The organism is Sphingomonas sp. Ant H11, assembly GCF_000797515.1.
GTDB lineage: Bacteria > Pseudomonadota > Alphaproteobacteria > Sphingomonadales > Sphingomonadaceae > Sphingomonas.
The window spans coordinates 1-22556 of sequence record NZ_JSBN01000005.1 but is presented as its reverse complement, the minus strand read 5'-3'; the positions used below and the strand labels follow the sequence as shown (position 1 = coordinate 22556).

The window sequence follows — 22556 nt, the reverse complement described above, 5'->3', positions numbered from 1 at the left end:
TTGGTCAGCACCACCGGATCGCGGCCGGGCTGCGCCTGGCGCGCGGGCTCGGCAAAGGCCTCCTTGTCCGCACGGTTGGCGGTCGCTTGGTGATGCGGCGCACCGGGCGCGGCTTGGGCAGCGAGGTGGGGGCGGTGGACTCGTTGGGGTTGATGCGCCCGCGCCCGGCCGGGCGAGGCTTTTCGACCAGCTTGGGGGCTTCGCCGCCGCCTTTGCGCGTCGGGTCCTTGCGGAAGGCGACGACGTCATGCTGCTTCACTTCGCCGATCTCGCCGACGGGCAGATCGCCCAGCACGAACGGGCCGTAGCGGGTGCGGATCAGCCGCGAGACCTTGAGCCCGAGATATTCGAGCACACGGCGCACTTCGCGATTCTTGCCCTCGGTCAGGATCAGCTCGATCCAGACATTGGCACCGGTGCGGCGTTCGAGATTGGCGTCGATCGCGCCATAGCGAACGCCCTCGATCTCGACGCCGTGGATCAACTCTTCGAGCTGCTCCTGCGTGATCGGGCCGTAGGCGCGGGCGCGGTAAGCGCGCTCCACGCCAGTCGCGGGCAATTCGAGCTGGCGCTTCAACTCGCCATCGGTGGTGAGCAGCAGCAGCCCCTCGGTCGCGAGATCGAGGCGGCCGACGGGAACGAGTCGCGGCAGCCCCTCGGGCAGGCGATCGTAAATGGTCGGGCGGCCGGCGGGGTCGCGCTCGGTGACGAGCAGGCCCGGTGGCTTGTGATAGAGGAACAGCCGCGCGGCGGCGGGCGCTCGACGGGGTCGCCATCGACGGTGACACCGGCGAGCGAGGCGAGGATCGTCGCGGGTGTATCCAGCACAACCCCGTTGAGCGCGACGCGCCCTTCGGCGATCATGCGCTCGACTTCACGGCGCGAGGCGACACCTGCACGGGCGAGGAGCTTGGCGATCCGCTGTTGCTCTTTGGGGCGATCTTTGGGGGGCATTGGTCTTGACACCACGCCTTGATAGACAATTTGTTCAAAAGTGCCCGTACAAAATACATTGCGTCCTATCTCGTAGCCAAACGTTCAGGCACGGGTGCGTAACGAGGGCGAGACGCGCAGCCTGTTGAGCGCGGGCACAAGGTGGGTGGTGAAGCGATGTTGTTCGCCAAAAAGAAGCGGCGGATCTCCAGATTGTTGCTCGTCGAGGACGAACCACTGGTCGCCTTCGACACCGAACATTTCCTGCGCGACGCCGAATTCGAAATCGTCGCGACGGTCGACCGGGTGAGCGACGCGCTCGCCGTGATCGCCGACGCGCGCGACATCGATTTGGTGCTGGTCGATATCAGCCTGGCCGATGGCAGCGGCATCGATGTCGCCCGCGCGGCGCACCAGGCCGGGGTGCCGGTGCTGTTCGTGACCGGATCGTGCCCCGAAGGCGGGCGCGCCGTGGCGGCGGGCTGTCTGTCCAAGCCCTATGCGCAGCGCGACCTGCTCGCCGCGATTGCCGCGATCGAGGCGGTACTCGACGGGCGCAAGCCGCGACGGGTGCCGGGCGGGCTGAGCTTGTTTGCGGGTGTGGCGGAAGCGTAGGTCGCCATCGGTCAGCCGGGCATTATCGGGGGCGAGGCCCGGTGACGACGAACTCGGGGCTCATCGCCCTTCCGCTCGCGATTTTTGGCGCTAGTCTCCGGCGCGTACGGGCCGACACGCCCGCTGGCGGTTCGAAGGGGAATCTGTGACTGTTACGGAAACGCGCGAGGATACCGCGCCGCCGATCAAGCCCAAAGGCTGGCGACTGCTCAAGGCCGCGTTGCAGACGCGCAAGGCCGCGTCGATGCTTGCTTTCAGTTTTTCCTCAGGGTTGCCGTTCGCGTTGCTGATCGGGACGCTGACGGCGTGGCTCGGCGAAGTGAAGGTCAACCTCGCGACGATCGGCGTGCTGTCGTGGGTCGGGCTGACCTATGCGTTCAAGTTCCTGTGGTCGCCGCTGGTCGATCGCACGCGCCCGCCGCTGCTCGGGCGGATCGGGCGGCGTAAGAGCTGGATCGTGCTGTGCCAGGGACTCATCATCCTCGGCTTGATCGGGCTGGTGGTGACCGACCCCACCGTCCACATCGCGCGTTTTTGCCTTGTTTGCGTTCGTCGCGTCGATCGGTTCGGCAACGCAGGACGTGGCGATCGACGCGTGGCGGATCGACGTGGCCGACGAACGCACGCCGGTCGAACTGCTATCCGCGATTTACCAGCTCGGCTATCGCACCGCGAGCATCGTCGGCGGGGCGTTCGCGCTGTTTCTGGCGGCGCGCATGTCGTGGCCGACGGTCTATTTGCTGATGGCGTGCCTGATCGGGGTGATGCTGCTCATTGCATTGGCCGCGCCCGATACCGAACGCAGCCCCGATGTCGCCGCCGATTTGCTTGACCAGCCGGGCGAGATCGCGCCGCGCGCCCGCGCCATCGCCCTCATCATCGTCGGGTCGAGCTGGGTATGGGCGATCGTCCGGATCGTGGTGTTCATGACGAGCATGCTGGCCGAAGTGCCGCCCGGCGGCAAACGACCGTCGGCGGGGGATTTCCTGAAATATAACGGGCCGCTGATCGTGCTGGCGACGGTGATCGTTCCGCTGATCGTCGCGGCGGTGCTCAACTGGCTGAAGCTGCGCGGGCATCAGGTGCAGGCCGTCGTCGATACGCGGGTGTCGCCTGCGCGAACGATCGCCAACCACCTTTACCGTGCGTTGATTGCGCCGCTCGCCGATTTGACCGAGCGGATGCGCTGGGGGGTGTTGGTGGTGATCGGGCTGATCCTCACTTATGCCTTGTGCTACAATGTCTGGGCATCGTTCGCCTACCCGTTCTACCTCGATTACATGCACTATACGAAGGACGAGGTGGCCTTCGCGTCCAAGATTTTCGGCATCGTCATGTCGATTATCGGGGTCAGCGTCGGCGGCTATCTGTTCCTGCGGATCGGGCGATTTCCAACGGTGCTCATCGGGGCGGCGCTGCCGATTTTCGGGAATTTCCTCTATGCCGATCTCGCCGATGGTGCGCCCTATATCGACATCGTATTGCATATGCTGCGGCTCGATGTGCTGGCGCAGGCCCTGGGCGGGGATTTGCGCATCGCACGGCTGCTGCTGACGATCGCATATGAGAACGTCTCGACCGGGATCGCGGGCGCGGCGTTTGTCGCCTATGTTTCGGGCATCGTCAGCAAGAAATATTCGGCGGTGCAATATGCCCTGCTGTCCTCGCTGACCTTCCTGATCGGGTCGCTTGGCAAGGGTTTTGCGGGCGAGTTGATCGACAAGATCGGCTATGCGGCGGTGTTCCGCGACGTCGCGGTGCTGGGGTTGCTGGCAATCTTCTTCGTGTTGCTCGAATGGTGGCGTTCGTCCCGCAGCAGCACGGCGGCGGCGAGCGGGGAAGGCTGATGCCGGACGTTTTGATGACCCCGCGCGCGCGGGACTAACTGGGCGGAGCGCGATACCGATGTTCTACCTCCTCACCATCGCCATCCAGGTGCTGTGCGTGATCGATGTGATCCGCAACGGGCGCAATCAATTGTGGATCATGGCGCTCGTGTTCCTGCCGCTCGCCAGCACGATCGCTTACGTCGTGCTCGAGGTCTATCCGCGCTTCCAGGGCAACCGCCATGTCCGCACCGCGCGGGCGACGGTGGCGGCGAAGCTCGATCCCGACAAGGATGTGCGCGCGCGCGCGGGGCGCTGGCGATGGCCGATACCGTCGCCAACCGCATGCGGCTGGCGGATGCGCTGGCGGCGCAGGGCAATTATGCCGAGGCTTTGCCGCTCTATCGCGAGGCGGCGGAGCGCGGGCCGGTCGATACGCGCAGTGCCGAGAAGCGCGCCCGCGCCGAGTTCGAGACGCACGATCCTGCCGCCGCGCTCGCCACGCTCGACGCCGCGCCGCCCGCCTCGGCACAGAGCGACCGCGACCGGATCGGCCTGCTCCGCGCGCGCATTCTCGATGCGCTGGGGGCGCAAGGACGAGGCGCTCGAGCTCTATGCCGATCTCGTCACACGCCTGCCGGGCGAGGAAGGGCGCTGTCGCTATGCCGCGCTGCTGCTCGAACAGGGCTGGGACAAGAAGGCGCGCGAGGTGCTGGAAGAGGTCGAGGCGCGGATGAAGCTGCTCGACCGCCAGCAACGCGCTGCCGAGGCGGAAATGTACCGCTGGGCGATGGCGCGGCTGGGCGAGTTGCGCGCGGTCAAGGCGTAAGCGGCCGCCCGGCATCGGCGAACGCCTGCGCAACGGCGGTGATGCTGGCGAGCACGCCATCGGGGCGGCGCAGGCCGATTAGATCGCCGAGCAACAGGCGGGCGCGATCGGGGGCGGTCTCCACGCGTTCGATGATCTTTAGGATCGTCGCCTCCGACGCGGTCATCCGCATGCAGCAACATGGCGCGATCGTGATCGGGCACGCCGCGCTGTGCGCAAGATCGGCCATCATCGTCCGCAGGAACAGCAGGGGGCGACGAAAATCCTGCCCGAACGCCTGGAGCAGCGCGTGCGCGGCGTGGGCATCGTTGAGGCCGTGCGCGCCCATGCGGCGGAAGGCGAACAACAACAGGCGGCTATTGGGATTGTCGGGCATCGCGTTGGGCAGACTGGCCGAATAACGCGAGGGTGACGTCGGCGCGGAAGACGGGATGGGGGCGATGGTCATGGCGATGCTCCGTTGCAGGGGAGCATCTTCCGAGATTCGCTATTGCAAGTCAATCGCAATAAAGAAGGGTCAGTCAGGCGCTTCGTCGTTCGCCGAGAGCACTTCACCGGCGAGGTAGAGCGAACCCAGAATCAGCACGATCGGCGGCTCGGCGGGGTCGGCAATCTCGGTGATGTCTAGGAGAGCGCTTGCGACATCGGGGGCGGTATGCGCGGCCAGCCCGAGGTCGTGCGCGATGGCGGCGAGTGCGGCAGGGGTATGATGCTCATGGCTGGGCACGGGCACAGCGTGGAGCGTGGTGGCGACGCGGGCGAAGGGGGCGAGCAGGCCGAGTGGATCCTTATTGGCGAGCATCCCCAGCACCAGATGCACCTCGCTGCGCCCGATGCGGGATGCGCGATCGCATCGAGCGTGGCGGAGATGGCGGCAGCGGCGGCGGGGTTGTGCCCGCCATCGAGCCACAACTGGCTGCCGGGCGGGAGCAGGGCAGTCAGCGGCCCCGCATGCAGCCGCTGCATCCGCGCGGGCCAGCGCGTGTGCAGCGCGGCGGCGGTATAGGCTTCGTGCGGGATCGAGAGCGCGGTCTGGTGACGCAGCAAGGCGATGGCGAGCGACAGGTTTTCGGGCTGGTGCGGCCCGGCGAGCGTCGGCAGCGGGGTTTCGATCTGGCCCGCCGTATCGGTATAGATCAGGCGATCGGCCTCGACGGTGAAGCGCCAGTCGGTACCGGTCGGCAGCACGGTCGCGCCTGCAGCCTGCGCCACCTCGGCGACGCGCTGCGTGACCGATCGGGGATAGCGCATCGTGATGAGCGGAACCCCGGCCTTGGCGATCCCGGCCTTTTCGCCCGCAATCGCTTCGGCGGTATCCCCCAGGAAGCTCTGATGATCGATGCCGAGTTGCGCGATGCCGGTGGCGATCGGGTGCGTCAGTACGTTGGTGGCATCGAGCCGCCCGCCAAGCCCGACCTCGATGATGCACGCATCCGCCGGCGTCCGGCTGAAGGCTAGGAAAGCGGCGGCGGTGGTGACCTCGAAGAAGCTCGCGCCGATGCCCTCGGCCCCCTCATCGGCGGCGTCGAGAACGTCTTCCAGGAGCGCCGCCAGCGCTTCATCCTCGATCAACCGCCCGGCGAGGCGAATGCGCTCGTTGAAGCGCACGAGATGCGGGCTGGTATAAACGTGCGCGGTAAGCCCCGCCGCCTCGATCGCGCTGCGCAGAAAGGCGCAGGTCGAGCCCTTGCCGTTGGTGCCCGCGACATGGATCGTCGGTGGCAGCCGGTGCTGCGGGTTGCCGAGCCGGTCGAGCAGGGCGGTGATCCGCTCCAGCCCCAGAATATCGGCACCGGGCGAGAGCGACCATAACCGGTCGAGCTGCGTCTGCACGGCGGCATTGGTCGAGGTGGCGTGGTCCATTATAAACTCCCCTCCCGCTCGCGGGAGGGGGTGGGGGAGGGGCTGCGAGCACCCAGCACGCTCACCACCCGCGCGATCTCTGCGACGACCCCATCAAGGTTCCCCAGCACGTCGTTGTTCCAGAAGCGAATGACCTGATACCCTTCGGATTGGAGATAGCGTGTACGCTCTTCGTCCTGCTCGCGCCTGTCGCCATGGGTGTCGCCATCGACTTCGATGATGAGCTTGAGGCTGCGCGCGACGAAGTCGCAGATGAACGGGCCAATCGGCACTTGGCGGTTGAAGCGGAACCCCGCGACCTTGCGCGCACTGATCGCGCGCCACAAGCGGACCTCGGCTGCGGTTGGCGTGCTGCGTAGCGCTCGGGCTTTGGTCCGTTGCTCCATTCCCTCCCCCAACCCCTCCCGCAAGCGGGAGGGGAGTTTCTGTCGCCCTTATCATCCTGCCGCTCGACCACGGTTTCAGCAGCCCCCAGGTCGCACTCCTCACCGAGCAGGACATGCTCGGCGACCGCCTCGTGCGCCGCAACAAGCGCAAGAAATCGGCCGATGCCTTCCTCGCCGAACTGGCGATGCTCACGCCGGGCGATCTCGTCGTCCATGCCGATCACGGCATCGGCCGCTATGAGGGGCTGACCTCGATTCCCGTCGGCCAGGCCCCGCACGATTGCGTCGCGCTGACCTATGCCGGCGGCGACAAATTGTTCGTGCCCGTCGAAAATCTCGAAGTGCTCAGCCGCTACGGCTCTGACAGCGAAGGTGCGAGCCTCGACAAACTCGGCGGCGAGGCGTGGCAGCGCCGCAAATCCCGGATGAAGGAGCGCATCCGCGAAATCGCGGGCGAGCTCATCGCCACCGCCGCGGAACGCGCGCTGCGTCCGGCCGAAACGATCGATCGCGACAGCAGCTATGCCGCCTTTGTCGACCGCTTCCCGTATGAGGAAACCGACGATCAGGATCGCGCGATCGAGGATGTGATGGGCGATCTCGGCAAGGGCACGCCGATGGACCGGCTCGTTGTCGGCGATGTCGGATTCGGCAAAACCGAGGTCGCTCTGCGCGGTGCCTTCGCCGCCGCGATGGCGGGGCTGCAGGTCGCGGTGGTATGCCCCACCACCCTGCTCGCACGCCAGCATTTCAACAACTTCACGTCGCGTTTCGAAGGTTTCCCCTTGAACGTCGGCCGCCTCAGCCGCCTCGTGCCCGGTGCCGAGGCGAAGGCGACCAAGGAAGGCATGGCCGACGGCACGATCGATGTGGTGATCGGCACGCACGCGATCCTCGCCAAGGGCATTGAGTTCAAGCGTTTGGGCCTCGTCGTGGTCGATGAGGAGCAACGCTTCGGCGTCACCCACAAGGAACGGCTGAAGGCGCTCAAGAACGACGTCCATGTCCTCACCCTCACCGCCACCCCCATCCCGCGCACGCTGCAAATGGCAATGTCGGGCCTGCGCGAACTGTCGGTGATCCAGACCCCGCCGGTCGACCGTCTGGCGGTGCGCACCTATGTCATGCCGTGGGACCCAGTGGTGCTGCGCGAAGCATTGCTGCGCGAACATTATCGTGGCGGCCAAAGCTTCTTCGTCACACCCCGCATCGCCGATCTGCCCGATATCGAGGCGTTCATGCGGGATCACGTGCCGGAGGTCCGCTACGTCGTCGCGCACGGCCAAATGTCGCCGACCGAAGTCGAAGAGCGTATGTCGGCTTTCTACGACAAGAAATTCGAGGTGCTGATCTCCACCACCATCGTCGAGAGCGGGCTCGATATCCCAAGCGCCAACACGATGATCATCCACCGTGCGGACCGCTTCGGCCTCGCCCAGCTCTATCAGCTGCGTGGTCGCGTCGGGCGCGCCAAGACGCGCGCTTATGCCTATCTGACCACGCCCGAGAACCGCATCTTGAGCGAAACCGCCGAGAAACGGCTCAAGGTGCTGAGCGACCTCGATACGCTGGCGCGGGCTTCCAACTCGCCAGCCACGACCTGGACCAGCGTGGTGCCGGCAATCTGCTCGGTGACGAACAGTCCGGGCATATCAAGGAAGTCGGCTACGAACTCTACCAGTCGATGCTGGAAGAGGCGATCATGGACGCCAAGGCCGGTGGCCAACGCCTGCGCCCCAAGGACTTCAGTCCGCAAATCACCATCGACGCCCCGATCCTCATTCCCGAGGAGTATGTGCCCGATCTCGATCTGCGCATGGGCCTCTACCGCCGCCTCAACGATCTCGAAGACCAGAACCAGCTCGAGGCGTTCGCCGCCGAACTGATCGACCGTTTCGGCAAACTGCCCGATCCGACCGAAAACCTGATCCGCATCATCGAGATCAAGCTCAACGCCAAGAAGGCCGCCGTCGCCAAGATGGACGTGGGGCCGAAGGGGGCGCTGGTCACCTTCTTTGACGATACCCCGCCCAATGTCCCCGGGTTGCTCGCCTGGGTCGGCAAGCTCGATGGCGTGGCGCGGCTACGCCCCGACAGCAAATTGGTGGTGTCGCGCGTGTGGGGCGATCCAAAGGCGCGGCTTCACGGCGCGCTGCAACTGTCGAAGGGGTTGGCCAAGGCGGCTGGGTAACGGCCATACCGCCGGTCAGACGGTCACAGGTTCGTCCAGCTTTGCCGATGCGTCATCCATCAAAGCATCGGCATCGAACTGCTTGCGAGTCATGGAGAAGCGGCCGGAATAGCCGGCCAGCCGCCACAAGCCTGCGATCTCTGTGCCCGGAGCGTTCACAGTCCCCGAATACTCCACCGAATGTGCCAGCCGCCCGCTGCCGTCATACGTCTTGGTGAACTCGATTTGTCCGCCATTCCGTGTGCCGTCAACAATGGCGCGCAAAAGGCCCGCCTGCTGCCGATCAGGCTCGGTGATCGTACCCGAAACAAGCGACGCAGATTCCTGCAGCGTCGCGATGAAGCTGTTCGGCATGATGCGTCGGTCGGTCGCGGTCCAACGGCCATACCAAACGCCGGTTACGTCGCGCGGGTCGGTCATCTGGTTGCAACCAGCGCGACGAGCGCTGCCAGTGTAATCGGCTCCGAACACAGGAAGCCCTGGTAGATCTGGCAGCCTTCTTTCGCGAGCGCCTCCAACTGCGCCTCATTCTCCACCCCTTCGGCAATCACCGTAAGCCCAAGCGAGCGCGCCATGTCGATCACGCCGCGCACCACGATCCGGTCGCGCGGGGACCCGGTAATGTCCTGCGCCAGTTTCTTGTCGATTTTCAGATAATCGAGCGGCAACGCCTTCAGATAGGCCAGGCTCGAATAGCCTGTTCCGAAGTCGTCAATCGCAATCCGGCATCCAGCGCCGCGCAAAACCGACAACAGGTTGGACGCAATCCCCAGATCCTCGATCAGGCCGCTCTCGGTAATTTCCAGCGTTAGCCGGGACCGGGGAAAGCCGCTGCTGTCGACGCGGTCAAGAAACAGATCGGCGAAGCCGGGCGGGCAATGTCCCCCGCCGTCAGATTGAGCGACAACCGCAAGTCGCCAAGCGAGGCCGGCCAGGCCGCCGCCTGGGCCAGCACAAGCTTTTGGATATGATCGGAAAGCCCGATGTCGAGATCGGCACGCGCGGCCGCAGCGAACAACGTCTCGGCACCGATCGTCCCCAGCACGCCATGCTCCCAGCGCGCGAGCGCCTCGACCCCGACGATCGCCCCGCTGGAGACCGAAACCTGCGGCTGGAACAACACGCCGATCTCGCCACGGTCCATCGCATGATTCAGTTCGACCGCAAGCCGGTCGATCGGCTCGCCTTCGCTATCGGAATCGGCCACCCGCATCGTCGCGCTGTCGGATTCGCGCGCTTCGGCCAATGCCTCGCTTGCGCGGCGCAGGAGGGTCGCGGCGGAATCGTCGTCACGCGCCTCGGCAAGGCCGATCCTGCAGCCCAGCACCGCAATCGACTCACCCGTCACAAAGGGGCGCGCCAATTCCGTAGCGACGCGCGCGACCGCCAGATCGATCCGCAAGCGCGGAGCCCGCGCGGCGACGATGAAGGTCGAACCGCCCATCCGGGAAATCAGCGCCTCGCGTCCCAGCATTTCGCGCGCGGCATCGTCGATCCGCTTTTGCGCGCTCCGCAACAGCGCATCACCGGCTGCGCGGCCATAGGCCGTGTTGACCATGTCGAAGCGGTTGAGCGCGACGAGCATCATATGCAGCGGCGCGTCGCCGCCGCTCTCCAACTGCCGTGTCAACCAGCGCCGCGCGCTGCTGGCATCGCGACTGCCGGCCAATGCCTCCCGCATCTCCGCCGCTGGCTCGGGTGCGCTGCCAAGCGGCTCGATCACCGCCTCGATGCGCTGCGTCGCTTCGTCCCATTGCAGATGCTGCACAATGCGGCCGATCCCTTCGGCATCATGGGCGAAGGCTGTTGCAGGACGACCATGCGACATGCGCCGCAGCGCGGCGATCGCCGCAGCCCGGTCCCCCCTGTCGAGGCGGCGCAACAGCGCGCGGACGCCAACCTCCCGCTCCAACCCAAGAAGCGCCATCAAACCAGGCGTCAAAACCAGCGTCTTTTGCGCTAGATCATAGCGCCAACCCAGCGGAGCGAAGACGGGAGCCGCAGCCCATTCATGTGCCATCCGCTCTGCATGGCGGGCGGCGAAGCGGAGCGCCTGGAGGAACTCCGCTTCACTGAACGGGCTCGCCAGAAAATGCGTCGCGCCCGCCTCGAACAGCGCTGCAATGGTCCCGACCTCACCGCGCGAAACCAGCGCCAGCAATGCACCGCCATTGGCTTCGATCGCGCCGCTGAGCATGGCGACTGCGCTGACACCGTCCTCGGTCGCGCCCCGCGCGTCGATCACCGCGACTGCGGCTCCGCTTGAAAGGAAACGCCGCTCCGCACCACCGGCCCGCCGCGCTGCAACGACTTGCCATCCCGCTCCCGCAGCCAGCGATGCAAGCTCATCGCGCTGGCGAAACGACAGGACGAACAGCGGAGCTTGATACGCAGCAATCATACTTTGATCCTAGTGAAGCGCCGCCGAATAAAGAAGAGTGAGCTTTGCACGGCGCAATGCCCTTGTTCGCACCTCCATGAAGGCTTAGCTCCACAGCAGATGATCGCAGCAACCGCCCCTGCTCCCGGCCTTGTCGACCGCCACGGTCGCACGATCAGCTATTTGCGCATTTCGGTGACCGATCGCTGCGACCTACGATGCCGCTATTGCATGGCGGAACATATGACGTTCCTGCCCAAATCGGCGATTCTGAGCTTGAGGAGATCGCGGTCATCGCCGAGCGCTTTATCGCCCGCGGCATTACCAAGATCCGCCTGACCGGGGGAGAACCGCTGGTGCGACGCGATATCGCCGAACTGGTAAAGCGGCTCGGTCACCATATCGGTGCCGGTCTCGACGAATTGACCATGACGACGAACGGCAATGCCCTGGCGCAGCACGCTCCGGCAATGGTTGCCGCCGGGATCCGGCGGATCAATGTGAGCCTCGACAGCCGCGATCCCGAAACCTTCCGCTACATCACCCGCCACGGCGATGTGGCGCGGGTCATCGAAGGCATTCTGGCCGCGCGCGACGCCGGGTTATCGGTCAAGATCAACCTGGTCGCGCTGAAAGGCCTGAACGAACACGAGATCGCGCCGATGCTGGAGTGGTGCGTCGCCGAGCGGCTGGATCTGACGCTGATCGAGACGATGCCGCTCGGTCAGATCGACGAGGATAGGGCCGATCGCTTCGTGCCGCTGACCGCAGTGTTCGACGAGCTGGCCGGGCGCTTTTCGCTGGTACGCGACACGCATCGCAGCGGCGGCCCCGCGCGTTACTGGCGGGTGGACGGCACGCAGACCAAGCTCGGACTGATCTCCCCGCTGACCGCCAATTTCTGCGACACCTGCAATCGCGTTCGGCTGACCACGGAAGGTGTGCTGTATACCTGCCTCGGGCACGACGATCAGGTCGATCTCAAAACGATCCTGCGCAGCGAGGGTGTCGACGGGCTGGATGTTGCGCTGGACGCGGCGATGCAGACCAAGCCTGCACGCCATGAATTCGATATCGCAGCGGCCGCCCCTGCGGTCGCCCGTCATATGAGCGTTACCGGCGGATGACGTCGCCGCAGCGCCGCGCTCTAGTCGCCTCGCCTACTCCACAGGCGCAAGAGGCGGCGGCCGTACTTGCGGACGCGCACGATTGGGTGCCGCCCGAGGAGGCCGAACTGATCGTGGCGCTCGGCGGCGATGGCTTCATGCTGCAAACGCTCCATGCGATGCTCGAACGGCGCAAACCGGTCGTGCCGGTGTTCGGCATGAACCTCGGCACGGTCGGTTTCTTGATGAACGAATGGCGTCCGCACGGGCTGGACACGCGATTGGAGCGAACCAAGGCGTTCAAGGTCGTGCCGCTCGCCATGAACGCAACCACCATCGATGGCGAAACCCACGCGCTGCCCGCAATCAACGAAGTGTCGCTGCTGCGCGAGACGCGCCAGACCGCGAAACTGGAAGTGACGGTCAACGACCGTGTCGTGATGCCCGAACTGGCGTGTGACGGCATTCTCGTCGCGACCCCGGCCGGATCGACTGCCTATAACCTGTCGGCACAGGGGCCGATCCTGCCGCTGGGCTCCAACATGCTCGCGCTGACGCCGATCAGCCCGTTCCGCCCGCGGCGTTGGCGCGGCGCGATCCTCCCCGACAAGACGCGAATCACGTTGCGTGTGCTCGAACCCGCCAAACGCCCGGTCAGCGCGGTCGCCGACCAGCGCGAGGTTCGCGATGTCGCGGTGGTGGAAATCATGATCGATCGCACGCGCGAACTGACATTGCTGTTCGATCCCGAACACGCCCTCGACGATCGCATCACGATGGAACAGTTCGTCGCCTGACGCCGATAGGCGTCCGTGGCAATTGGTGTCGCTTCCTGAACACCACCGCTGAAAAAAAATGGCTCCCTGAGTAGGATTCGAACCTACGGCCGCTCGATTAACAGTCGAGAGCTCTACCGCTGAGCTATCAGGGAACACTGCGGAGGCGGGCCTATAGCAGCGAGATTCGCAGACGCGCAAGGCCCGTTTTCAGCTTTTATCGCGATGGGCCAAAACCACCGAGGCCACGGAGATATTGGGTCTTGATATCGACCACCGCGACACCGTTGCCGACATCGACCGCCGCATCATCGACGCGTGGACGCGCGCGGCCGATCCGGGCGTTGCTGCGCAGCCCCACGCCGTCTTTCCAGAAGTCGAACTTGTCCTGCGCGCGGCGCGAATGCAGGAACAGCAAAGCGTAGCGGCCAGGGTGCGGCACGCGGATGCACAGCGACACCGGCCCTGCATTGGGCGCATCGACCGTCACGCGCCGGAAAATCTTGCCCTCGGCCAGCAGATCCATGTCGGGGCGCATGAAATCCTTGTCGTTGGCGGGATAGAGCTCCAGCCTGAGCAGGCCGGTGCGGTCTTTCAAGTCCGATACGTTGACCTGAATGGCGGGTCCACGGCCTGAAGCGCAGTGGCTGGCGTCCGCCCCCATCACGCCACCCGCAAGAGCTGCGGTCGGGCACCCTGCCAGCGCGACCAGCGTCAGGGAGAATGCCGAGAACATCACTTTCATGATCGGTCCTGAAATCGCGAGGCCACGCGGGCCCGTTACGAAAAGAGACCCCCGAACCCATGGACGTGCGGCGAATCGCCCCGTGTGCAGCATGGTTAAGACGGTCGTGTCATTCGAACGACGCCGTCCACCCGCGGAAACCACCTCAAGCCGCTTGGCAAGTGCGGCAAAGCGTTCCGCTAAAAACGTCGAATGGAAATTCACTCCTTTCGTCGCGCGTCAGTCTCCGTTCAGCTACAAAGGTTTATGCGATTCGCGACCAGTGCGATTGTCCGGAGCCTTGCCACGGGTGGATCGTTCTGCGCTTCATGGCCTTGGCTTCGCGGCCCTGTCGGCAACACTCGTCGGCCGGCGTCGCGTTTTTGGAGATCGACATGCCGCTACCTTCTTCTGCCCTACGCAAAACCCTCGCGGTAGCGCTCGGTGCCGCGACCTTGCTTACCTCGGCGTGCGCGACCGAATCGACCTATCGCCCCGCGACCGGCCATGGCTTCGAACGCTCGGGCTATAGCGATCGTCAGATCGAGGATAACCGCTTTCAGGTGAGCTTCTCGGGCAACAGCTATACCTCGCGCGACACTGTCGAGAAGTACCTGCTGTACCGCGCTGCCGAGCTGACGTTGCAGCGTGGCTATGACTATTTCATCTTCGCCGATCGCGATGTCGATCATCGCTCGCGGGTATATTCCACGCCCAGCATCGGCGGTGGTTATGGCTTTGGCGGCTATTGGGGCCCGAGCTGGCGCTATCGCGGTCGCGGCTTTGGCTGGCGCACCTGGGATCCATTCTTCGGTGATCCCTTCTTCGACCGCGGCGTCGATATCGATACGATCGACAAATATGAGGCCAATGCCGAAATCATCGTCGGCAAGGGCCCCAAGCCTCGCGACAACATCAAGGCGTTCGACGCGCGCGAAGTGATCCACAATCTCGGGCCGAGCATCGTCACGCCCAAATAAGCGCTTACGAAAAAGGCCCCCTTCCAAACTGGAAGGGGGCCTTTTTTGTTGCCTGCAATCAGCGCCGCGCAGCGCTCAGATCACACCGCACCGTGGCAATGCTTGTACTTGCGCCCCGAACCGCACGGGCATGGTGCATTGCGGCTGACCTTGCCTTCCCATTCCGACGGATCCTGCCCGAAATCGCTTCCATCGGGCAGCGGGATCGAGAGAGGGGCCAGCCGGGTGGTGATGTGGCCGCTCGTGCCGCCATCCTGGTCCATCGTGTCGTCATCGCCCGTGAACGGGTCGAAATGCGAGGTGATGAAGTCGGGCAGCGTCGGAAGCTGTGGCGCTTCCTGGATCTGGAACTGCGCGAAGGCGATCGTACGCGTCACATCCTCGCGAATGTTGGCGAGCATCCGCTCGAACAGCGAGAACGCCTCCTGCTTATATTCGTTGATCGGCGTCTTCTGCGCATAGGCGCGCAAGTGGACGACCTGCCGCAACGCATCCAGCGTCGACAAATGCTCCTTCCAGTGATGGTCGAGATTTTGCAGCAGGATCGACTTCTCGACCCGCACCCAGGTTTCCGGGTCGAGCGAGGCGGCTTTCTCCGCAATCGCGTCGTCCGCCATCGTTTGCACGCGGCTTTCGATGATCTCGGGGTCGATCGCTTCCTCTTCCAGCCACGCCTCGATCTGCGGCTCCAGGTTGAGCATCTCGGCCAGCGCTGCCTTCATGCCGGCAATATCCCACTGCTCGGGATAGGTGCCCGGAGGGCAGGCTCCGCCGACGATCGTGTTAACCGTTTCCGCGCGCATATCGGCGACCACGTCGCCCACCGTGTCGGCATCCATGATGTCGGCGCGCTGTTCGTAAATCACCTTGCGCTGATCGTTCATCACGTCGTCATATTCGACGACCTGCTTGCGGATGTCGTAGTTGCGCGCCTCGACCTTCTTCTGCGCGGTCTCGATCGCCTTGGACAGCCATTTGCTGCCGATCGCTTCGCCATCGCCGATGTTGGAGCGCATCATCTTCGCGAACAGCGTGTCCGGCCCGAAGATGCGAAGCAGATCGTCGTCGAGGCTCAAATAGAAGCGGCTGAGGCCGGGGTCGCCCTGACGGCCCGAACGGCCGCGCAACTGGTTGTCGATGCGGCGGCTTTCATGCCGCTCGGTGCCGAGCACGAACAGCCCGCCCGCCGCCAGCACATTGGCCTTTTCATTCTCGATCTCGGCCTTGATCCGCTCGATCGCGGCGTCGCGCTCGGGGCCTTCCTCGAGATCGGTCAGCTCGTCATTGATGCGGAATTCGAGATTGCCGCCGAGCTGAATGTCGGTGCCGCGCCCCGCCATGTTGGTCGCGATGGTGACGGCGCTCTTGCGCCCCGCCTGCGCGACGATATGCGCTTCCTGCTCATGGAAGCGCGCGTTGAGCACCTTGTGCGCAACGCCTTCCTGGACCAGAAAGTCGCTGAGCAACTCCGACTTTTCGATCGACACCGTGCCGACCAGCACCGGCTGGCCGAGATCGGCGTGATGCTTGATCTTCTTGGCGATCGCGCGGAACTTGTCGGCGGTGTCCTTGTAGAATTCGTCTTCCTCGTCGATCCGCTTGACGGGGACGTTGGTCGGGATGGTAACGACGTTCATCTTGTAGATGTCGTAAAATTCCGCCGCCTCGGTTGCCGCCGTGCCGGTCATGCCGGCGAGCTTGGGGTACATGCGGAAATAGTTCTGGAAGGTGATCGAGGCCATCGTCTGGTTTTCGGGCTCGATCTCGACACCTTCCTTGGCCTCGATCGCCTGATGCAGGCCGTCCGACCAGCGACGGCCATCCATCATACGACCGGTGAATTCGTCGATGATGACGACCTTGCCGTCCTTGACGATATAATCGGTGTCGGCCTTGAACATCATGTTCGCGCGCAGCGCCTGGTTGGTGTGGTGCACCACCTGCGTGTTCTCGAAATCATAGAGATTTGCGCCCTCGAGCAACCCGGCATCCTCGAGCATCCGCTCGACCTTCTCGGTGCCGTCCTCGGTCAGGATGATCGACTTCTGCTTTTCGTCCTTCTCATAATCCTCGGGCGAAAGCTGCTTCACGACCAGATCGACCGAGCGGTACAGGTCAGACTTGTCGTCGGTTGGGCCCGAGATGATCAGCGGGGTACGCGCTTCGTCGATCAGCACCGAATCGACTTCGTCGACGATCGCCATCGCGAACGGGCGCTGCACCATCGATTCGCGATCGTACTTCATGTTGTCGCGCAGATAATCGAAGCCGAACTCGTTATTGGTGCCGTAAGTGATGTCGGCGGCATAGGCCTGGCGGCGCTGTTCATCGGACAAATTGGGCACGATCACGCCCACCGTCATGCCGAGGAAATTATAGACCTGCGCCATCCAGCCCGCGTCGCGCGCCGCCAGATAGTCGTTGACGGTAATGACATGCACGCCCTTGCCGGGCAGCGCGTTGAGATAGGTGGCGAGCGTCGCGACCAGCGTCTTGCCCTCGCCCGTGCGCATCTCGGCAATTTCGCCGCGGTGGAGCACGATGCCGCCGATCATCTGCACGTCGTAATGCCGCTGGCCGAGCGCGCGCTTGGCCGCTTCGCGCACCGTGGCGAAGGCCTCGGGCAGCAGATCGTCGAGCTTTTCGCCCGCCGCGAGACGTTCACGGAACTTGGCGGTCTGGCCCGACAGTTGCTCATCGGACATGGCGGAGATGACGGGCTCGAAGCCGTTGATCTTGGCGACGATGACGCCGAGCGATTTGACGTAGCGGTCGTTGGACGACCCGAAAAGCGATTTGGCAATGCCGCCGAGCATGGAGAATTCCTGTTAAGATAAGGCATCGGCCGCGCGTTGCGCGGCGACGACGAAGTCGATGGGAAGATAGGATCCGCGCAAGAGCGGACAACGGCGAAGCGCTATTCGCGACGCGTCCTGCATAGAGCGGGTTTGCGGGCACGAGCGCGAAGCCGGTAAATTCGGGCGCGCGGGACAGTGCGACTAGGCCCGCCACCGTATTGGCCGGTCGCAAGACGCTGGAGCAGGATCGGGCGACTCGCGCGGTCGCCCGGACCACAGCTGCGGCCCGGTGCAACTCAACCCCCGGCGCGCGCGTCCCCGTCGCCCCGGTAAGGGCGCTGAGCAAGGCGGAAAGGATAAGCAGCAGTTCCAAAGTCGCACGTCACCCGTCGGTGGAGCCGCCGCACTTAGGGATATTTCCGCCGTGCGTCCAGCATCGCGCACCTACCGCGATGTCAGGCGGAAGGCTTGCATTTGCGCGATGCCGCACCATTTCATTGTGCATCGCAGCATAAATTGCGGTACACTGTCCCAAAGAAAGAATCCACGCCCCGCACGACGGGCCGGATAGAGATGTCGCATGCCTGGTCTTTCCGAAACGCTGTCTCGCCTTGCCGCTGCGCGCGCAAACGCCACGCAAATGCCGATTCCCGAGTCCGATCGGCTCGCTGACATTTCCGATTTCGGCAGCGATCCCGGCAATTTGCGCGCGCGGCACTATATTCCGGCGGGTTTCGCGGCGGGGGCCCCGCTTGTAGTGGTGCTCCACGGCTGTACCCAAAACGCGGCGGGATATGATCACGGGTCGGGCTGGTCGGCGCTGGCCGATCGCTATGGCTTTGCCTTGCTCTATCCCGAGCAGCGCCCCGCCAACAATCCCAACCGCTGCTTCAACTGGTTCGCCGCCGAGGATATCGCGCGCGACCAGGGCGAGGCCCTGTCGATCCGCCAGATGATCGCGCACATGATCGGCGCCTATCATATCGATGCGACGCGCGTTTTCGTGAACGGGCTGTCGGCCGGTGGCGCGATGACGATGGTCATGCTCGCCACCTATCCCGAGGTGTTCGCCGGTGGCGCGGTGATCGCCGGTCTCCCTTATGGTACCGCGACCTCGGTCGGCGCGGCGTTGCAACGGATGCGGGGCAGCGGCCTGCCCGATGGCCCAGCCCTCGCCGAACTGGTGCGTGAGGCGGCACCAACCCCGCTACGCTGGCCGCGCCTGTCGGTGTGGCACGGCACGGACGACCAGACCGTCGCGAACGACAATATGGAAGCGATCATCGCACAATGGGCGCTGCTTCAGGGCATCCCGCTCGATGCCGCCAAACGCGACCAGGTCGATGGGCAGGCGCGCCGGCGCTGGCTGAGTTCGCGCGGCACCGTGCGGATCGAAGCCTATAGCATTGCCGGACTTGGTCACGGCACGCCGATCGATCCCGTCGGGGATGCAGCGTGCGGCACCGTTATGCCCTTCATGCTCCCGGCCGGGATCTGCTCGACCCGCCACATTGCCGCCTCCTGGGGCATTGCCGACGCCGCCGATATCGAGGTCCCTTCGCGCCGCTCGACACCACCGGCACCGCTGCGCGCCGCAGCGCGCCCGATCGCGCCCGGCGGAGTGGCAAAGGCGATCAGCGATGCGCTGCGCGCGGCTGGGCTGATGCGCTGATTCGGCAGCTTGTCTCACCCGCATCGCCGGGTATGACGGCGGCATGACCCGCTCCCCGCTCGCCCGCCCCTTCCCAGTTCTGCCGTCAATTGCCGGGGTCACCCCGCATGTCGCCCGGGCGCAGTATAAGACGTGGGATCGCTGCGACCTGACCTTCATTACGCTCGATCCCGGCACGGTGGTGGCGGGCGTGCTGACCCAGAGCAAATGCCCCTCCCCCGAGGTCGAATGGTGCCGCGCCGCGCTCCCGCTTGGGCACGCCCGCGCGATGGTAGTCAATGCCGGTAACGCCAACGCTTTTACCGGCCAGCGAGGCCGCGCGGCGGTAGAAGCGATCGCCGCCCGTGCCGCCGCGCATCTCGGTTGCCAGCCCTCCGACATCTTCGTCGCCTCGACCGGGGTGATCGGCGTGCCGCTGCCGATCGACAAGGCCGAGGCCGGGCTCGACGCCGCCTTCGCCGCCGTACCCTGCGCCTGGCAGGATGCCGCCAACACCATCGGCACCACCGACACCTTCGCCAAGGGTGCCGTCGCCACCGCCGTCGTCGATGGCCGCACCGTCACGCTGGTCGGCATCATAAAGGGCTCGGGCATGATCGCGCCCGACATGGCGACGATGCTCGGCTTCCTGTTCACCGATGCCGCCGTCTCCCCCGCCTTCCTGCAACGCGCGCTCAGCGACGCCAACCGCGCGAGCTTCTCCTGCATCACCGTCGACAGCGACACCTCGACCAGCGACAGCGTGCTTGCCTTCGCCACCGGCAAAGCGGGCAACGCACCGCTGACCAGCGACGAAGACGCCGGAGCCGACGCCTTCCGCGCCGCCCTCGCCGACCTCTGCCTGCAACTCGCGCATCTGGTGGTGCGTGATGGCGAAGGCGCGTCCAAGTTCATCGAAATCGCCGTCACCGGTGCCGATAGCGACGCCAGCGCCCACAAAGTCGCGCTCAGTATCGCCAACTCGCCGCTGGTGAAAACCGCAATCGCAGGCGAGGACGCCAATTGGGGCCGCGTGGTGATGGCGGTCGGCAAGGCCGGCGAACCCGCCGAGCGCGACCTCCTCAGCATCCGCTTCGGCGACACGCAGGTGGCGACCGGCGGCCTTGCGGTCACCGGCTATGACGAAGCCCCGGTCGCCGCGCATTTGAAGGGGCAGGAGATCGAGATCGGCGTCGATCTCGGCCTGGGCGAGGGCACGGCGACAGTTTGGACCTGCGACCTCACGCATGGCTACATCTCGATCAACGCCGATTATCGGAGCTGAACGCCAATGCTCACCATCTGGGGTCGCCTCAATTCGCACAATGTGAAAAAGGTCGCGTGGTTCGCGGAAGAACTGGCGCTCCCCTATGTCCGCCACGATGTCGGCGGCCAGTTCGGCATGAGCGACGCCTATCTCGCGCTCAACCCCAACGCGCTGGTCCCGACGATCGAAGACGACGGCTTCATCCTGTGGGAATCAAATGCGATCCTGCGCTATCTGGCGGCGCGTCACGGCGGCAAAAGCTGGTGGCCCGAAGACCCGGTGCAGCGCGCGCAGGCCGATCGCTGGATGGACTGGCAATTCGACTATGCCGACGCCCAGCGCGGGGCCTTCCTCCACCTCATCCGCCGCCCGCTGGCCGAGCGCGATCCCGCCGTGATCGCGGCGTCAGCGGCAGCCTGTGCCGCCAAGATGCAGATCCTCGACCATGCACTGGCGCAGACGCCATGGCTGTCGGGTGCGGAGTTCGGCATGGCCGATATCCCGATGGGCACCTACGCCCATAGCTGGTTCACCCTCGATATCGCGCGCCCATCGGTCCCGCATGTCGAGGCATGGTATGCCCGGCTGACCGAACGCCCGGCTTTTGCCGCGCAGGTGATGATTCCGCTGACCTGATCGGGTACGGGGACGCTGTACACCTCGGAAAATCACAGTCCCGCACCGCAGCAGGCCAACCCACCCCAACCCCTCCCTTTCAGGGAGGGGAGAAAGGGCGCTAACCGCCAACCGCCCCTCCCTGAAAGGGAGGGGCCGGGGGGTGGGTCGTTCTCCGTATCGTAAAACGGCAGCCTGGACGACCGCCAGAAGAAAGCAACGACCCGCCCAAAGGGCGCGGGCGCGCAAGCTGCGCCCTTTAGCCTCGCCGCCCCGCTTCTCGATTGCAGACACTGCTTTCAGATGCGAACACCAAGCAATGAGCAAGCTCACCCTTCGCTATCAATACGATTCCAGCGTCTTCGATCCCGACCAGCAAACCGATGATTTTGGCTGGCTTGAGGTCAAGGTGGAGACGGATCGCTTCTCGGGCGACGGCGGTTGTTGGGTTCAATGGCAGGACGTGAAAGAGTTTGGAAAAGCTCTAAGCGCCTTTCCCATTACGACAGATCATCCGATCGTGGTGCAATGGGGCTTTGATATGCAGGAAGGCGATGATCTGATCCTGCGCCTTGAGATTGCACCCGCCAATACGCGCGGCGATCTCGCCGTCCGGTTTGAAGTGGCCGATTATGCTGAGCCTCGTCACCGGGCACGCGGCTGCTTCATGACCAACTATCCCGATCTGGACGCATTCCGCCAAAGCATCGCGCACCTCATGGACAGGCAGGTGGAGGAAGCCACCTTGGCCGGGCGTTGACGGCTATGTCTTCCAATTCACACTGAAGGTCGCCGCCAGCAACACATCGCGTGCTCCCACCCCTGAAAGGGAGGGACTGGGGGTGGGTCGCTCTCCGTATCGTGAAACGGCACGCCCACGCCAAACGAAAATCCCTCTCCCAGCGGGAGAGGGAGGGAGCGGCAAAGCCGCGGAAGGGTGAGGGCGATCCCACGGATGATGCCCATCACCCTCACCCTTCCCACCGCTTACGCGGCGGGCCCCTTCCCTCTCCCGCTGGGAGAGGGAAAGCAGGCCGTGAACTACTTGTATGTGAGGGACTGCAATCGCCCATTTGCAGACATCCGCGCCAACGGTATCACGAGCTATGGAAACCATCGATCAGCTAAGGCATTATCTCAGAAATAACGGATACTCGCAGTTTCTAACCTGCGACAAACCAACTTGTGTTGGTGTATATGATCTACGTTTGGAAAAATCTGGAAGTGATTGGCGGGTTTTCGAAACCGAGCGGGGCCAAGAGGTCGCAACATATGCCAAGACGTTGGACCAAGGCGAGGCATCGCGGGCTTTCCTTCAGATCGCGTCAACGCGGATTTACCACCTAAAAAACGTTCAAAGACGCCGAAAGGATCGCAAAGTTCGAAGCTGTGCTCGAAGCGGCTGATATTCCATTTGAGCGGAATGATGTGCCTTACGAGGGTGAGCTGCGAGTGTTTGTTACAGGCAGCAACTTGCTAAAGGCTCAACATGCCGCTGCGTCGTTCGGTGTTTGAACGACCGCTTCCCACCATTTCTACCCGTCCGAAGCGCCCCCCGCGTCATGCCGCGCAAGGTATAGTTCCCTCACCCACCCCACGCGGCACAACCCGCGGTC

Annotated in this window: 15 protein-coding genes, 1 tRNA gene and 6 pseudogenes; 12 read left to right on the top strand and 10 right to left on the bottom strand. The window is 64.4% G+C overall.

Annotation, left to right across the window (positions count from 1 at the left end; all coding sequences use genetic code 11):
- Positions 1–4: 4 nt before the first annotated feature.
- Together NW75_RS01770 and NW75_RS28015 are read right to left on the bottom strand one after the other, a co-directional pair.
- Positions 5–715, bottom strand: coding sequence for a pseudouridine synthase (locus tag NW75_RS01770; protein ID WP_443024426.1), 711 nt, complete (start codon positions 713–715; stop codon positions 5–7).
- Positions 716–858: 143 nt separating this feature from the next.
- A pseudogene (locus NW75_RS28015) lies at positions 859–954 on the bottom strand (pseudouridine synthase); the annotation flags it as partial.
- 156 nt (positions 955–1110) lie between these two features.
- Between NW75_RS28015 and NW75_RS01765 the strand changes: the two are divergent.
- The 4 genes and pseudogenes from NW75_RS01765 (at position 1111) to NW75_RS01755 (ending at position 4203) form a co-directional block, all read left to right on the top strand.
- On the top strand, positions 1111–1548 hold the full coding sequence (locus NW75_RS01765) for a response regulator (protein WP_033963347.1): 438 nt from the start codon (positions 1111–1113) through the stop codon (positions 1546–1548).
- A gap of 244 nt (positions 1549–1792) precedes the next feature.
- Positions 1793–1996, top strand: a pseudogene (locus tag NW75_RS25665) (AmpG family muropeptide MFS transporter); the annotation flags it as partial.
- A 91-nt stretch (positions 1997–2087) separates the two neighbouring features.
- A complete protein-coding gene (locus tag NW75_RS01760) occupies positions 2088–3395 on the top strand; it encodes an MFS transporter (protein WP_231564877.1) in 1308 nt (435 codons plus the stop codon).
- Between the two features lie 58 nt (positions 3396–3453).
- Positions 3454–4203, top strand: a complete 750-nt coding sequence (locus NW75_RS01755) for a hypothetical protein (RefSeq protein ID WP_052192001.1) — start codon at positions 3454–3456, stop codon at positions 4201–4203.
- Here the strand turns inward: NW75_RS01755 and NW75_RS01750 are convergent.
- The 3 genes and pseudogenes from NW75_RS01750 to NW75_RS01740 all read right to left on the bottom strand — a co-directional run bounded on the left by NW75_RS01750 (position 4193) and on the right by NW75_RS01740 (position 6392).
- Complete coding sequence (locus tag NW75_RS01750; RefSeq protein ID WP_052191999.1) at positions 4193–4651, bottom strand: DUF6628 family protein; 459 nt, start codon at positions 4649–4651, stop codon at positions 4193–4195. The genes NW75_RS01755 and NW75_RS01750 overlap by 11 nt on opposite strands.
- Before the next feature lie 69 nt (positions 4652–4720).
- Positions 4721–6066, bottom strand: a pseudogene (locus tag NW75_RS01745) (bifunctional folylpolyglutamate synthase/dihydrofolate synthase).
- Complete coding sequence (locus NW75_RS01740) at positions 6066–6392, bottom strand: endonuclease domain-containing protein (protein ID WP_231564876.1); 327 nt, start codon at positions 6390–6392, stop codon at positions 6066–6068. The pseudogene NW75_RS01745 and the gene NW75_RS01740 overlap by 1 nt, the downstream one beginning before the upstream one ends.
- Positions 6393–6490: 98 nt before the next feature.
- On the opposite strand from NW75_RS01740, the pseudogene mfd reads away from it, so the two are divergent.
- Positions 6491–8643: pseudogene (gene mfd, locus NW75_RS01735) on the top strand (transcription-repair coupling factor); the annotation flags it as partial.
- Between the two features lie 15 nt (positions 8644–8658).
- Here mfd and NW75_RS01730 read toward each other — a convergent pair.
- Both NW75_RS01730 and NW75_RS25660 read right to left on the bottom strand, forming a co-directional pair.
- Entirely contained in the window at positions 8659–9063 is a 405-nt protein-coding gene (locus NW75_RS01730; RefSeq protein ID WP_052191997.1) for a hypothetical protein, read from the bottom strand.
- Positions 9060–10201 (bottom strand): annotated as a pseudogene (locus tag NW75_RS25660) (putative bifunctional diguanylate cyclase/phosphodiesterase). Before NW75_RS25660 ends, NW75_RS01730 begins: the two are co-directional and overlap by 4 nt.
- Positions 10202–11143: 942 nt before the next feature.
- Between NW75_RS25660 and moaA the strand changes: the two are divergent.
- Both moaA and NW75_RS01715 read left to right on the top strand, forming a co-directional pair.
- Positions 11144–12150, top strand: a pseudogene (gene moaA / locus NW75_RS01720) (GTP 3',8-cyclase MoaA).
- Positions 12147–12926 carry an NAD kinase gene (locus NW75_RS01715; protein ID WP_033963346.1) on the top strand — a complete coding sequence of 260 codons (780 nt, stop codon included), beginning with the start codon at positions 12147–12149 and terminating at the stop codon, positions 12924–12926. Before moaA ends, NW75_RS01715 begins: the two are co-directional and overlap by 4 nt.
- A 59-nt stretch (positions 12927–12985) precedes the next feature.
- Here NW75_RS01715 and NW75_RS01710 read toward each other — a convergent pair.
- Positions 12986–13060, bottom strand: a tRNA-Asn gene (locus NW75_RS01710).
- A 62-nt stretch (positions 13061–13122) separates the two neighbouring features.
- A complete protein-coding gene (locus NW75_RS01705; protein WP_081988578.1) occupies positions 13123–13650 on the bottom strand; it encodes a DUF2141 domain-containing protein in 528 nt (175 codons plus the stop codon).
- Positions 13651–14024: 374 nt separating this feature from the next.
- Here NW75_RS01705 and NW75_RS01700 point away from each other — a divergent pair, with 374 nt between their 5' ends.
- Complete coding sequence (locus NW75_RS01700) at positions 14025–14609, top strand: CC0125/CC1285 family lipoprotein (protein ID WP_137902291.1); 585 nt, start codon at positions 14025–14027, stop codon at positions 14607–14609.
- Positions 14610–14689: 80 nt separating this feature from the next.
- Here the strand turns inward: NW75_RS01700 and secA are convergent, their stop codons facing one another.
- A complete protein-coding gene (secA, locus tag NW75_RS01695) occupies positions 14690–17425 on the bottom strand; it encodes a preprotein translocase subunit SecA (RefSeq protein WP_033963344.1) in 2736 nt (911 codons plus the stop codon).
- 562 nt (positions 17426–17987) lie between these two features.
- On the opposite strand from secA, the gene NW75_RS01690 reads away from it, so the two are divergent.
- The 4 genes from NW75_RS01690 to NW75_RS01675 all read left to right on the top strand — a co-directional run bounded on the left by NW75_RS01690 (position 17988) and on the right by NW75_RS01675 (position 21700).
- A complete protein-coding gene (locus NW75_RS01690) occupies positions 17988–19079 on the top strand; it encodes an extracellular catalytic domain type 1 short-chain-length polyhydroxyalkanoate depolymerase (RefSeq protein ID WP_033963342.1) in 1092 nt (363 codons plus the stop codon).
- A 43-nt stretch (positions 19080–19122) separates the two neighbouring features.
- Positions 19123–20343: a bifunctional glutamate N-acetyltransferase/amino-acid acetyltransferase ArgJ gene (argJ, locus tag NW75_RS01685; RefSeq protein WP_033963340.1), complete on the top strand. Its 1221-nt coding sequence runs from the start codon at positions 19123–19125 to the stop codon at positions 20341–20343.
- A gap of 6 nt (positions 20344–20349) precedes the next feature.
- The gene (locus NW75_RS01680; protein WP_033963339.1) at positions 20350–20961 is read left to right on the top strand and encodes a glutathione S-transferase family protein; all 612 of its coding nucleotides are present in this window, start codon (positions 20350–20352) and stop codon (positions 20959–20961) included.
- A 298-nt stretch (positions 20962–21259) separates the two neighbouring features.
- A complete protein-coding gene (locus tag NW75_RS01675; RefSeq protein WP_033963337.1) occupies positions 21260–21700 on the top strand; it encodes a hypothetical protein in 441 nt (146 codons plus the stop codon).
- Positions 21701–22556 lie beyond the last annotated feature (856 nt).